Origin of the sequence: Allomuricauda sp. ANG21 (assembly GCF_040705235.1) — a bacterium.
Classification (GTDB): Bacteria; Bacteroidota; Bacteroidia; order Flavobacteriales; family Flavobacteriaceae; genus Flagellimonas; species Flagellimonas marina.
The window spans coordinates 189,853-203,947 of record NZ_JBFCVT010000012.1; the positions used below are offsets into that span (position 1 = coordinate 189,853).

General features: G+C 34.8%; 8 protein-coding genes. 3 read left to right on the top strand and 5 right to left on the bottom strand.

Annotation, left to right across the window (positions count from 1 at the left end; all coding sequences use genetic code 11):
* Position 1: 1 nt before the first annotated feature.
* A complete protein-coding gene (locus AB1A65_RS14535; protein WP_366590569.1) occupies positions 2-1,120 on the bottom strand; it encodes an SWIM zinc finger family protein in 1,119 nt (372 codons plus the stop codon).
* 420 nt (positions 1,121-1,540) lie between these two features.
* Between AB1A65_RS14535 and AB1A65_RS14540 the strand changes: the two genes are divergently transcribed.
* From AB1A65_RS14540 to drt3b, 3 genes are all read left to right on the top strand, one after another.
* Positions 1,541-2,326: a hypothetical protein gene (locus tag AB1A65_RS14540; protein WP_366590571.1), complete on the top strand. Its 786-nt coding sequence runs from the start codon at positions 1,541-1,543 to the stop codon at positions 2,324-2,326.
* Between the two features lie 131 nt (positions 2,327-2,457).
* Positions 2,458-3,897 carry an antiviral reverse transcriptase Drt3a gene (gene drt3a, locus AB1A65_RS14545; protein ID WP_366590573.1) on the top strand — a complete coding sequence of 480 codons (1,440 nt, stop codon included), beginning with the start codon at positions 2,458-2,460 and terminating at the stop codon, positions 3,895-3,897.
* Positions 3,894-6,167, top strand: a complete 2,274-nt coding sequence (gene drt3b / locus AB1A65_RS14550; protein ID WP_366590688.1) for an antiviral reverse transcriptase Drt3b — start codon at positions 3,894-3,896, stop codon at positions 6,165-6,167. Before drt3a ends, drt3b begins: the two co-directional genes overlap by 4 nt.
* A 379-nt stretch (positions 6,168-6,546) precedes the next feature.
* Here the strand turns inward: drt3b and AB1A65_RS14555 are convergent, their stop codons facing one another.
* From AB1A65_RS14555 to AB1A65_RS14570, 4 genes are all read right to left on the bottom strand, one after another.
* Positions 6,547-7,791, bottom strand: a complete 1,245-nt coding sequence (locus tag AB1A65_RS14555) for a site-specific integrase (protein ID WP_366590575.1) — start codon at positions 7,789-7,791, stop codon at positions 6,547-6,549.
* Positions 7,792-8,229: 438 nt separating this feature from the next.
* Positions 8,230-9,576, bottom strand: coding sequence for a hypothetical protein (locus AB1A65_RS14560; protein WP_366590577.1), 1,347 nt, complete (start codon positions 9,574-9,576; stop codon positions 8,230-8,232).
* On the bottom strand, positions 9,563-11,227 hold the full coding sequence (locus AB1A65_RS14565; protein ID WP_366590579.1) for an IPT/TIG domain-containing protein: 1,665 nt from the start codon (positions 11,225-11,227) through the stop codon (positions 9,563-9,565). Before AB1A65_RS14565 ends, AB1A65_RS14560 begins: the two co-directional genes overlap by 14 nt.
* A gap of 13 nt (positions 11,228-11,240) precedes the next feature.
* Positions 11,241-14,054: an IPT/TIG domain-containing protein gene (locus tag AB1A65_RS14570; protein WP_366590581.1), complete on the bottom strand. Its 2,814-nt coding sequence runs from the start codon at positions 14,052-14,054 to the stop codon at positions 11,241-11,243.
* Positions 14,055-14,095 lie beyond the last annotated feature (41 nt).

Consider the following 14,095-nt stretch of genomic DNA (forward strand, 5'->3'; position numbering starts at 1 on the left):
GCTAGATGTTCTTTATTTTTTTCTTTACTGCCAGGATATGTTTGCAGGACCCTCTTTCTCCTTGATTTTTGCTGAACCATGTACAAGTACACTTTTCATTTTTCCCTTTCAGAATAACATAATGTTGTACTCCACTGCCTTCAACCTTTGCCTCGATTTCATCATCCTTTTTTAAAGTAATATTTACCTTGTCTTCTTCTAACAGTTTTTCAGCTCCCTTTAATCTTGGGTTCAATGAAAGTATTCTTTCCAGTTTAAACGGCAGCCTTCGATAAAAGAATCCGTTTTTTGTCAAATCATACCCCAATAGCCCCATTGCTGACAATTTGGAGGATAATTTTTCAATCTTGGATATATCGATTCCCTCTTCAAAAGACATTAATGCAGGATTGAATTCTTGATTGGCATAAGAGAAATTGTCAAATGACTGGATAAGCGAGTCGGGCAAGTCTTCTATCAAAGATTCAAGTGCAGCTCCTTCTCCAGAAAACCCTCGCCAAAAATCTCTAGAAATTGAAAAAACAAAGTTCAGTTCATTAAAGCATAATAAAAAGGTTACGGACTGCATATCCTTATGTGGAAATATCTTGAGTTCATTGATTATAGGAATTAAAGGTTGCAACAACCTTAGCCGATGTATCCCTCCGATGCAAACTGTACTGCTTGATTGCAATGGACTGAACAGATATTTGTTTCCTCTTTTGATTAGAAAGTAATCCGTCTTTACTTTCCCATTTGGAATAGTCTTGAATAGTTGTAATGCTTGAATTCTGTTTAGGGTATGTGCAAACTCGGATTCTGAAAAGTAATGTTGTACAGTGGTCAATCCTTTTATCCATTTATTAGGTAAGGGCACTTTGCGTTCAATAGTGCTTTTTCCATCTTTATGAAAACCAACTTCCTTTTGCCCAACGGATAAAACCAAGGAATCATTCTTTTTGATTTTCCCCAATTCAGAAATTAGGGACGTGTTGAAATCGACATTGGTAGTGCCATTCTCTAGGAATTCTCCATTTTGACCACCTTCAAGAACATCGACTCTTGCATATACTCCTGCACAGTGTGAAAACCCTTCAAATCTTATTTGTTCATTACCCGCAGTAACTATTGGATCTTTCAAAAGAGCCAATTGAAAAGGTGAAAGGTTAAAACTGGATTGGACTGTGTTTGACAAAGTGATCAAACACCTCGATAATTCATATGGGTTGTTTAACTTTCCCCAAAAGAAGCAAGGAGAACTCCCCTTTTCAACTTCATTAAACTTGGAAAGGAGTAAGTTCTCCTTTCCTTTTTTACTTATTATGCTAGATGGTGAACTGTATTTATAGTTCAATGTTTCAACAGACATACTTTTAGCCAGAAAGGTTTGAGTACGTTAATATAGCCTTTTGCGCCAAATTAGATAAGTAATTTTTTTAAGATTCATTACAATACTATGATTATCGATTTGATTGCTAGTTAATCCTTATATCAAACCAGAAAGAACCCTAATTTGAATGAAAGCCAATAATTGTAAATTTATAATTTACAATTTGAAGCTATGTTTGGAGGAAATCTGAAAGAAATAAAAGGCAGCTATAATGTTACGGTAACAACTGTAATTTCAACATATCAATTATTGGATATTAGCCTTGAAGAATTAAATAAGGTTGTCGAAGCCTACGAAAGGGGGCAAGAAAAATATGTCATTGACGGACATACATACTCATTCGATGATTTTATTGGAATCGAAATATACACATTTGAGTCAAAACACAATATAAATGGGGAAGAGTTATATAAACTGGCTGAAAGAAATGGTTGGTTAACTACCCCAATATTATCTAATCCAATAGTTAGAGAAGCAGCTCTATTAAAGGTTGGAAAAAGAGTAACTGGTAATTTTATTAAAGAAGTTTTTGGTTCAAAGAAAAAAGTTAATGTGAAAACCAAGAGCATTGAGTATGTTGATGAATCAAGGATTATCGAGCTAGAAGGAATTACTGACAAAGATTTTGACTACACTAAATTAATAGCCTTTTTAAGGGAGTTGCGAATTGCCTTCGAGAATGATATGTTTTTAACTGTACCTTTATTGGTGAGGGCTATAATCGATCATATACCTCCAGTTTTTGGGAAGAACACATTTAAAGAATTCTGTGGGAGCTATGGTACAAAATCCTTTAAAGAGCAGATGGAACGTCTAGAAAAAATGAGTCGAAAAATAGCAGATTCCTATCTACATACGCCAATTAGGAAAAATGAATCTTTACCTAATCGAACTCAAATCAATTTTAGTAACGAACTGGATGTATTACTTCAAGAAATAGTAAGAACAAGAAAATAGCACTAACAAGGAAGTATAATTTTCAGTGAAAAACATAAAGGGATAAAATCAATCCAGTTTTATTAAGACTTTTCTTAACAATTTATAAATTTAACCTAATCTCATATTGAATACACAAATTCTAGACTTTAATGTATAATCAATCCTTTACAGCCGAAACATTTCAGGAAATTTTCGATAAGGAAAATAGGAAAGGTAAAAATATTGAAGATAGGTTTAAAGTTGATTTTGAAGAATCTTTAAAGGCTTTAAAGTTTTTAAAAGAAACCAACCGCGAATTAAGACTGGAAGATGATTTTACAAAAAGGATTGACTTATATGAGCAAAAAAAGGAATTAAAGAACGAAAGAGAAAAGTTAATTAGGAAGGCTTTAGAGGATACTGCAACGAAAGTTGCAAAAGTTAGAGCAATAAAACTTATCAAAGGAAAAGTTTATGGAAAACAAAGTTTCAGTTTAGAAAATAATATTGAGAACTTCTTTATATCCAAAAAGGTTCAGCAGAATATTCTCAAAAGTTACAGCGTAAAACAATCCAATAGATATTCTTTACTAAGTGAGCTTATAAACTTGTTAGAGGACGGGTTCCCAAAATTTGTAATTCGTACAGATTTACGAGCCTTTTATGAGTCAATTCCTCAAAAAATGTTGAGAGATAAAATTAATGGAGATCACCTCCTAAACGTAAAGACTAAACAATTTATAAATATTGTTTTAGATAGCTATAATAACTTAACGAATCAAGATGATTTAAATCAAGCAAAGGGGGTCCCAAGGGGGGTGGGTTTTAGTTCTTATCTATCCGAACTTTTCATGAGAAAAATTGACAATAAGCTCAAAAAATTGTCCGATGTAGTTTATTATGCCAGATACGTTGATGATATTATAATCATTTTTATTCCAAAATCTAAAGGTGTTTCTGAACAATATTTAACTCAATATAAGACAAATGTAATGGATGTTGTTAAGGACGAGTCAAATGGATTTCTTGAACTAAACACCAAAAAGACAAAGGAGTATAATCTTCTTGAAGGCTTAGAGACAATCAATTTGAGTAATGATACCCCTTACATTATTGATTATTTAGGATATAAAATTGGTAGTTTGGATAACAAACTGAAAACCTTGTTGTCAGATAAAAAGACTAAAAAATACAAGGATAAAATTAAGGTTGCATTTGAGGATTTCAAGAAAAAGAAAAGGCATAACAGAAAAGAGTCATTCAAATTGCTCAAAGCAAGACTCGACTATTTAACGTCTAATACCAAACTAAGAAACAATAAGGACAAAGTTTTTGTCGGGGTGTATTATTCTAACTCATTTCTGAATTGTGATGATTCATTGCTTGTACTCCAAAAATACCTGAACTGGTATATAGGTAGGGCGGGCTTAACGGATAAAGAACTAAGCAATTTGAAAAACTTTGATTTTGTAGCGAATTTTCATTCTAGGAAATTTCAACCTTTTCCAATTAGGAAAAAACTATATAAAAACTGTAATGATAGAGATTCGGATAACAAAGGTGTTGTTCAATATGGCTTAACGGAAATAAATTCTATTTGGAAAAAGTGAGGAGACTAAAAAAGAAAAATATTGGATATAAGAAGGAACGAGTAGTGCTTGCGGATATTTTACCGTATGAGGTTCCTCCTTTTTTTTCTAATAGCTCTTTTTATCAATTTCTAATAAAGAACAAGATTCATTTAGTTGAAAAGGAGGCCCCATATCGCAAGGTGCAGCTAAGATTTGCTAAAGAAAGTACGGGGGTTTTGGCAAAAATAGTCAGGATTGTGTTTGGAGTGAAAAAAGGTGTCCTTCTTAATACTGATGGGGACTACCACTATTTTAATTTTAAGTCATTACATACAATCCCTTTTACATTCAGAGTCGCCCATAAAAAAAACGACTTTAGAAAGTTAACCGTTATTCATCCTTTAAATCAACTATCCTTAATTGATTTTTATGACAAGTATAAATACAACATTATAAACTTCACTACTAAGAGTAAGTACTCCTTAAGAACCCCAACGAAAATATCTTCTTTAAAATATTTTAAGGATACTACTAACAAAAAATTGAGATCCAAAACTCAAGAAATAGAAATAATTGAGACAAGTAATAAAGAATACACTAGTTTAAAGAGTTATTTTTCATATCAAAGATACAGTAACATCAATCAGTTTTATGAATCATATGAATATCAAAAAGCAGAAAAAAGATTTGATAATTTAATGAAATTTGACATATCAAAATGTTTTGATAGCATATATAGCCATACTCTTCCTTGGGCATTAATGAATAAGAAAATTGTCAAGGATAATGTTTTGTCTAAAGAATTCAAAAATAATTTTGGTAACAGATTTGATGTCTTGATGCAGAAAATGAACTACAATGAAACCAATGGAATCATAATTGGATCAGAATTTTCAAGAATATTCGCTGAATTAATTTTGCAAAAGATTGATGTCAATGTTGAACGTGAATTAGAGAAGAAAGGCTTGCGTTATAAGCATGATTTTGATATTTATCGGTATGTAGATGATTATTTTGTTTTTTACTCTAAGGACTCTGTTAAGGATATAATTCTAAACTTTTACAAGCTTAAGTTGCATGAATATAATATGTCCTTCAATGACTCAAAAACAGACGTTATAAATAAGCCAATTATCACAAATATTACGATGGCTAAGGAGCAAATCAGAGAGTTGGTTGAAAAGACAATGTTTTTGAGATTTTATGATATTGAGGAAAAGGGACAGCTTGGCGTTAAGTATTATAGTGCAAAAGACTTGATTACAAACTACAAGAAAACCCTTGCTTTAACCAATACCAGTTATAAAGATTTACAAAACTATTTTTTAGCAATTATCTTTAATAAACTTAAAGATTTAATTAAAAAGTATGAAGGGGTTCAAGGCAATTTATTAAATAAAATCTTTAAAAAAAATAGCTTAGAAATTGAAGTTAAAGGTGGTGGTGGAAAAGAGGCTAAGGCCAAATTGTTCGAGTTAAAGCAGGTTTTAGATGAAAAGTCTAAAGAAATAAAGGTTCTTCACAATCAGTTATATAAGAATTTCAAGGAAATTATTGAATTGACCTTTTTCGTTTATTCTGTTTTACCCAAAGTCACATTTTCAATCAAGGTGTCCCATATCATATTCAGAATAATTGATTTTATTAAAAATCAGGAAAGCACCAAACAGGCTTATATTTCTAAACTTGAAGGTGAAGCTAAATCAGAGTTGGAATATATTGCTTTTGATTTTGATAAAAAGCACATCCTTTTCAAATCAATATATGATAACATTTCAACAATATTTAAAAAGAACAATGCGTCTCAGCACGCTGAAGTAGAAACACTTTACCTTTTACAAATTAGTGGTGAACTAGGAAAATATTACAAGTTGAAAGAGTCATTGTTAATTGAACATTTCAATATACTTGATGAAAATCTAGAATCAAACCTATCTCTGAATTATTTTACCATTGTTTCTCTTCTAAGTTATATAAAAAGGGATTCAGATTACGATTATCTTAGGGAGAAATTGAGACAAATAATTTTCAATTACTTTATTGGTTATGAATATAATAGTGCAGAAAATACTTTTCTATTAATTGATGTTCTAACCTGTCCATATTTGGATAAGGATGATGATAAGGTTATAGAATTTAGAAGAAAGATTTTAGAGGAAATAAAATTCTTTAATCAAGGTGAAAGTGAAATTGCAAAAAACCAGACAATTGAAGATATTTATGATTACTGTCCAACTTGGTTTTTTAGATGGGTGGATAATGATCTTGGAATAGAGCTTAATACCAAAAGAGGGCATTTGGTTTATTAAAATACATAGGGCAAGCAGTTTTACTGTAGCTCCAAAAGCCTTGAATTACTGGTTGAATTAGGTAACCAGCACACACAAGCCCTTTTAAAACTTTTACAGTTTTATAAAGACAGAGGTGGAGACTCTGTCTTTATTTTTTTATCTAAATTCAAATGTTTCTTTGGTGATTGATGTTAGCCGCCATACGGAAATCGTACAAGATTAAAAACTAAAAATCCGCAACTCACCAATAAATAGATTGTTGCGGATTTTTGAAGTGGTACCTCCAGGAATCGAACCTGAGATTACTTTATTCTCAGTCCAAACAAAATGAAATTTTGAACGTTTTTAAAATCCATTTCTAACGACCCAGATGTTCTATTATTAAGATTTCATCCTGCTATCCTGCTATTACTTTGTTTCTCTTTACTCCTTTCATTTGATCAATAAGACTCTGCATATCCTCCCCTATCTTATTTTCCAATACCCGGGCATAAATTTGTGTAGTTGATAATTTGGTATGGCCTAGCATTTTGGAAACTGTCTCTATCGGAACACCATTGGATAAGGTCACTGTTGTTGCAAAAGTATGTCTGGCCGTATGGAAGGAAATGGACTTGTGTATACCACAGGCCTTGATTATTTCCTTTAAATAAGCATTGGTCTTTTGGTTGCTGTACACGGGCAACAAGCTAATCCCATCTTGTGGTGCATTCTTATATTTCTCCATGATTTCAACTGCCCGCGGTAACATGGGTATCTTTAAGGGTTCATCGGTCTTAATCCTTTTGGTATATATCCAATAATTCCCATCAATTCCCCTACTTATATTGTCTCTGGTCAATAGCTTGATATCCATAAAGGTAAGTCCTGTGTAACAACCAAAAAGAAACACATCCTTTACCCGCTCCCGCCCAAGACTTGTAAAGGTGGTATCTTCAATCAGGTCGATTTCCCTTTGGGTCAGGTACTTTCTATCGAATTTATCAAAGCGTAATTTAAAGTTTCGAAACGGGTCCTTGTCCAGCCATTCCAACCGAACACCTAACCTTGCAACTTTCATCAAGCGTTCCAAGTGTTTCATCGTGCCATTGTTGGAACATGTCTTTCTGTTCTTTTTCGGCTTGAAGGTCCTGATGTAGCTTTCAAAGTCAAGAATGAACTTGTGCTTTAATTCTCCGAGCAACACATCATTCGTTTTAAGCCTGGTCGTTATAAAGCTCTTTAAATATTTTTCAGTGGAATAGTAATTCTTCATGGTGCCGGGTTTTAGTGCGTTGACCATGTTTCTGTTGTGGTAATCAAAAAGCTCCAGAATGGTATGGTTCATTTCATCCTCCCCGACGTACCTTGCCTTGATAGATTTAGCGGTTATCAATTTCCTTTCCATATGCAATTCCCTGTGAACATTGAGGATTTCACCATATACCGTGTCAAGGTAGGCGTTCAAATCTTCCATGGTTTTGTTCTTTGGAAAGGCTTTTCCGCGTTTTTTGTCCCAATTGCACACCTTTATGCACCTTTTTAAACTGACCTCTGCACGCGCTTTTTTTACCGTAATGCGCAGGTAGATGTCGTACATGTTAGGGTCATTGCGTTTTTTCCTTACGAAGAAATTGATTCCTAAAGTACTGTCTGTCCGCATATTGTAATCGTTTAAGTTGAACAAATGTTAGTGGTCGGACTGCCCTCAAACTTCAATTGTCCATACTTAAAACTACAACAATCTGTGTATAGGTGTGCACACCTTATTGCACACCGAAAATTTGGATTTAAATGATATCAGATGAATGTGTAAAAAACAAAAAGCACTGATAATCATACAATTAACAGTGCTTTGATTCGACCTATATGGTGGTTCGTCGGGATGACTGGTAGATGCCCTGTCCTCCCAATCCCTTTATTTATGGTTCCCCCATGGAAATCTTACTTTGGAGGTAACCGAACAGGTAACTTTTTATTTGATCTAACTTGCGTTAAATTATGGTGAATGTAGTAAAAATCATGATAGAACCATTAAAGTATTCCAAATCAATTCACACTAGTATATTTAGAGACCAACGGCTGGTTTTTCTAAATAATTCTAAAAGGTTTCAATGGCTGCTTCAGAATGAAACCCATAATCAATCCCATAATTATACCCCCAATATTCTACTCGTTCATATGCTCCAATACATACCAATCCATTTGTGGTTATAATGGGAAAAACAGGATATAATTTCGTAGGGATAGACTCTTTTAATTCTAAAGTTTCACCATCAAACACATGGATTATTTTCTCTTCTTGCACTGATCCATAAATATCTCCCTTGGAATCAATGGCGAAATGTAAATACCTTTTACCTGTGATACCTCCCAGTACAATGCCTGGGGTTAAATCATTAATATTAAAAAAACGCCCTTCTATCCCTGTTAAAAATTGAGTTTTGTCATTGCTCCATGTAAAAATAAACGTATCGACATCGTTACCATCCAAATTTAGTTCCGGGGAGGTCCTTCTTATTTCACTAAGTGAAAAATCCCATCCAATATCAGGGTCCAAATCATCTTGAAATTCATAAACCGATGCTGCTGAAGAATGAGTACCTGAATATAGGCTCAATAATTGGGTTTCGTTCAACACTTGAAAATATTTAAACCCTTTGCCTGTGCCATGTTTTTTTATCGCTCCTGTGTCCACATTTATGTAGTCAAACGAAAAATCCTCCACATAATACAATCTATTGCCAATAATCCCAAAACCCTCTAAATCTTCCTGCAAGTCGGCATCAAAAAGCCTATTGATTTCATAAGATTCCTTATCGACAAAAAAGAAATTCCCCTTTAAATCCCCTAAAACCAAATCGTTTCCAGAGAAAATAAATCTTGTTCCATAAAATAGACTTTCAGAAAATGTTCGGCTTTGGACCATTTCATTTACCCTTGCGTCATACCGGTTTATTTCTGCTGGATTCCAATTGGTCAAAATATGGTAAATATCATTGCTATCAGGATCTTTCATCACCTGATAAGGCACTTGGTCAAATTGGGGAAAATCTCTTTCAAATACCTTTTCTTCACTTTGTAGGCTTAATATTTCGTATTGGTCATCATCATCGTACCTGTAATTTGCCTTGACATAATAACTTATTTTGGAAAGGTAGGGGACATTTGTATCAATGTAACTTTTGGAGGATGAGGGTATACTTTCAATAAGCTCGAAATACCGTCTTTCTGAACCATCAGAAAACGTCTCCCTGTAAATCAACAAATCTTCAATAATGACATTATTGTCCCTTGCCAATTCCCATGAAATTTCCACCTCATTCTTACCCGCAACAAAAGAAGTGATGGTGATAGATGGCTCAATGTTACCATCTTCATCATCTGACGAGCAACCCAAGCAAAGAACCAACAGGAATATATAAAAAAAGGCTCTATAGAATTGCATCGAGTATTTCTTTTTTGAGTTTGTAGGTTTGGGATCCTTTTTGAAAATAAATGTTTTCTTCCAGGACAAAGAAATTGCCAATTTCCCAAGCAGACCCCAAATAATGTTCTATACCGGGCTCATCATTGAAGTAATTGCCAAAGCCTCCATAATAGAAGTATTGATTGATGACAGCGTCCTGATATCCGAAATAAAATCTAGAGGATGTTTCTTCCACTGTAGCATCAGGCTTTAAACGATATCCGTTTGTAATACCTGATTGCGGGGAGTAGTTATAATACATTATCCCGTCATAATAAAAGACATCGCTTATATCGGTATCATAAGATTTAAAATAATCCCATATCGGCCCAGAGGACAGTTCTGTCCAAATTTCATCAAGCTCATCGTATTGATAGCTTTGCTCTACCAGGTTATTGGAAAAACCATCGTAGGTTGTACCGTTGATCATATAATAGGAGCCTTGAAAATAAAAATCAAGCACACCCGACCTGTTATCATTGAACGGCAAGAAAATTTCTTCCTTTGAAAAATTGGATAGTTCTACTGAAACAAGTATTCTGTGATTTTCGGAATCAGTCAGGTACACATACATCTTTCCATTTTCATTATAGGTCAAATTATTCAAATATCCGTCAAGCTCGGTTCCTTCTATTTTATCCCATTGTTGTGATTCAACTGAAAACTCATACAGATTATTGCTATATCCAAATCCCAACTCTTCATCTTGAAAATAGGCATAGGCCTTGCCATTGTGTACAGCCGGAAATGTCATGTTCACCCTGGGGTTGTCATCAACAATAATGGCGTTGTTCAATATTTCGTACTCTTTTTCAAAAATTACCTCGTATCCTCCCATTTCATAAACCACATTTGTGGCCACAAAATCTTGATAGGGCCCAACCGGGGTGTATACCCGCAACTCTTCTTTTGAAGCACTGGATATATTGGTCTCTTTGCCATCAACAAAGATTTTTCCAATGTTTCTATCAGGATTGAAATTGGTTCCACTTATTACGAGCTCACTGCCAGTCCAGAATACATCTGTTGTGGCAAGGATTTCCGGTTCTGTCAATTTCAATGGGGCATTAGATCCTACTTCCTGTAATTGCGCGGTAACCATTACATTGAGCTCGCTTTTTGAAATATTGGTAGGAATAATGATTTCAATTTGGTTGTAGCTCGCATTTCGAACTTGTGCCCGCTCCCCATTGACTTCTACTTCTACATAATTTTCACTGGAATCAAAGTTTTCGCCCTCAATGACCAAAACTTCGTCAAAAGAAATTTCGGGCTTGTCAAATCCGGTTATTACCGGTTCTTTCAAAAAAAAGGTTTCTTCAAGAATATTCTTGTTTGTGTTCAAATCTACGATGCGCACTGTTGGATTGTACCTTTCCAAGGTTCTGGGCACACGCACCTTTATTTTTTTATCAGTGACATAATTTATTGTAGATTCTTCATTGTCAAAAAATATCTGAAGTTTTCCCAATTCAAATCCTTGCCCATCTATTTCAATCTCCTCCCCTAGAAGTGCTCTTGGCAAGGAAGAAAATGAAGGAGATGGATCCTCATCCGAATCACTTTTGCTGCATCCTTGAAATACAAGTATGGAAATTAGAAACAGGGCAAAAATTCCAAATCGATTCATTCTCAAAAAAAGTTTAGTTTGGGTCCAATGATATGTTATATCGCATCAGTTCCTGATTGTCATAACCGTACTCCCCTGCACCAAGTAAGAGATACAGGTATCCATTATCCCCAAAAATGGTATGATCGTAAAGTTTTAGCGGCATGGATGTTTTTTCGGACCAAATCCTGGTACTGAAATCATAGCCAAAGAGTGTGTTTTCAGTAGGTTCATTTCCCCTGCCCCCGCTGAAGTAAAGAACGTTATCGTAATAATAGATGCTATTGTCGTAATGGAAAGTGTAATCTCCTTTTGGAAAACCTATATTCTCCCAAGTATCGGTTACAATATCGTACATCATTATGTAATCATCGAGCACATCCAAAAAGATTTTACCATTTTTCCCATAAACCCTATTGGATCCCAAGGTTCCAAAAGGACTTTTCAAGGCAGGTTGACTGGTTAGTTCATACGTGTCATTTGTCAAATCATACTTGTACATCATCACGTAATACCCATTTTCAGGCCTTTTCATGAATAAATAGGCATCATTCCCAAAAACCACTGCCCTATGAACAATAAGATCTTCCTCTATCTGCAAGTCAATTTGGCTCCAAACCTTTGTTGTCATGTTATATACCAAAAAACCATTTTCGTAATACATGTATACTTCATCACCGACAACTGAGATGGGGTAATCGTTAATGAAATAATTGGTTATCTGAGGCATATTGGATTCGAAAACACTCCAGCTTCCACTGGAAGTGTCGAACTCATAAATACCATCGTATGTTAGTCCATACAACCTTCCGTTATATTCAAAACTACCACTGTACTTTGATAAACCAGATGGTTTTTGGTAGTCTTCTATTATTTCATAGGGTTCAATTCCGTTTATAAAACCTGCTGAAATACTTTGCGATCCGTAAGTGAATATAATCTCATTGTTTGGTTCCAAAGGATTAAAATAGGGAAGCGTAATTTGAACTTGGTTTGTAGTGGCATTAAGCTCGGTACATAAAAACCCATTAAGCTTAAACTCATAAGACAAAGCATTATCCAGATTGGTACCCGTTATGGTATATACTGTATTTCTGGTCCCAGAGTCTGGGGTCAATCCCGACACCGTAATATTGCCCAGTTCAAATTGAAGAATATTGGATTCCTGCCCTCCCGTAACCACTTTGACATTATGTGTGCCGGGCAATAAATTTTCGGGTACTGGAAAATATATGGTTTTGTTGTAAAGTGCATATGTGGATAGTCCTAGAAAAACAACCTCCACATCATCTATATATACTTTGCTTACTTCATCATATCCAAAATCCAGCCCATTCAATTGTATGGAGTTGTTGTGGAAATAAGTGTCATCGGACAGAGATTCAATGAAGGGCGCAAAGACTTTAAAATTCTTCTCCGTTGTACCATAAGCAGTGGTCAGGGCAACTTTTAATTCCCCGGTGTCATCGAACACAAAATCGGGATATCTATTGCCAACAGCCTCCAACCATCGAGTCAATGAAATAGTAAGGTTTCCGTCTGAATCAACAGGGTCAAATTCGTATCCATAGTCAGAGGACTCCGCTTCCCCAATCCTAACATTGGATTTAAAACCTAAAAAATATTTAGTCTTAATAGTTATTTCGTCATCGTACAAATGGTACTCCTCCTTATCAAAGGATATGATTTGGGGCGGTAGCATATCAATATCCTCAGTGAGGGAAAAAAAACCCGTATTGACAACAAGTTTTGGATCTTCCTCTTCAAAATATGAATCAATGACTATTTTAATCTCTTCAACGGAAGATTCCAATATTTTTTGATTTCGCCCTCCCACAAGGACTTCTAAGTCCTCATTGGGCTGGATCAAATAGGACCCTTTAATTGTCAAGGTATCCAGAAAACCTGTCTGAACCTTATCCAATTCATAAATTTCAGGGACTGTACTCTGAAAGCCGGATTCTTTTTCGATGATTCGATCAAGAACCTGAATTTTTAGGTCCAACAGGCCCGGGGGGAAATCTTTGGTCACTACTGCACGCAGACTATCATTTTGTCTGTCGGGCAACAATTCCACCTCAAAATCACCAATCCAGACCTTACTGATATCTGAATGAAAATTTTTTCCATATATGGTAAAAGTTTCTCCTAAATAGGCCTCATAGGGAACAATTGAATCCAGAGTAGGAGGGTCAATAACAAAATTAGGTTCCAGCAAATAAGTTTCATTGCAAGTACCCAAAGCTGCAGTTAATACCGATATATCCATATTAGGCAATACGACTGAGCGAATGAGACTGTCCGATTCATATATTAACTCCTGCTCAATGTTGTTTAAAGTAAATGTGTTTGTTATAATCCCAGAAGACTTGCAAAAGTTCTTTCCTATTATATTTATGGTATCCTTCACAAAGCCTTGTTTCGGGTACCAGTCAAAAACTTCAACATCTATATCAACATTACTAATGAACTCCAGTGTATCCCCATAGAAGAAGGTATTCTTGGCATAGATATAGGGAAAGATTGAATAAGATTCTCCTTTAGTCAAGCCCGAACTTACCGATGAAACAAAGCTCAAATCGCTCAATTGACCCAGTGAGACCTTATCGTAGGGTAAATTGCCCTTCAAAATATGAAGACCGTGATCATTGATTACATCAGTGGTTGAGCTTTCAAAAATTATTTTGGTTTCTGTTGTCAATCCCTCCGAAGAATTTTCAAGTATTCTAAATGAGGTTATTTCTATCTTATCAAGTTTAGAGTTCTCTTCTGTATTCGTCTCTTCCTTTGAGCATGCTGCCACTACAAGAAGAACAACATAAAAAAGTAGCTGGGGTTTTTTGCGCATAAAAAGTAGGCTATTTATGTAAAAATAGAAATTATTTTTTC

What these genes read in the sequence shown, in the direction of transcription:
- AB1A65_RS14540 (WP_366590571.1), top strand. Translation starts at nt 1,541, where the DNA reads ATGTTTGGAGGAAATCTGAAAGAAATAAAAGGCAGCTATAATGTTACG.
- drt3a (WP_366590573.1), top strand. Translation starts at nt 2,458, where the DNA reads ATGTATAATCAATCCTTTACAGCCGAAACATTTCAGGAAATTTTCGAT.
- AB1A65_RS14555 (WP_366590575.1), bottom strand. Translation starts at nt 7,791, where the DNA reads ATGCGGACAGACAGTACTTTAGGAATCAATTTCTTCGTAAGGAAAAAA.
- AB1A65_RS14560 (WP_366590577.1), bottom strand. Translation starts at nt 9,576, where the DNA reads ATGCAATTCTATAGAGCCTTTTTTTATATATTCCTGTTGGTTCTTTGC.
- AB1A65_RS14565 (WP_366590579.1), bottom strand. Translation starts at nt 11,227, where the DNA reads ATGAATCGATTTGGAATTTTTGCCCTGTTTCTAATTTCCATACTTGTA.
- AB1A65_RS14570 (WP_366590581.1), bottom strand. Translation starts at nt 14,054, where the DNA reads ATGCGCAAAAAACCCCAGCTACTTTTTTATGTTGTTCTTCTTGTAGTG.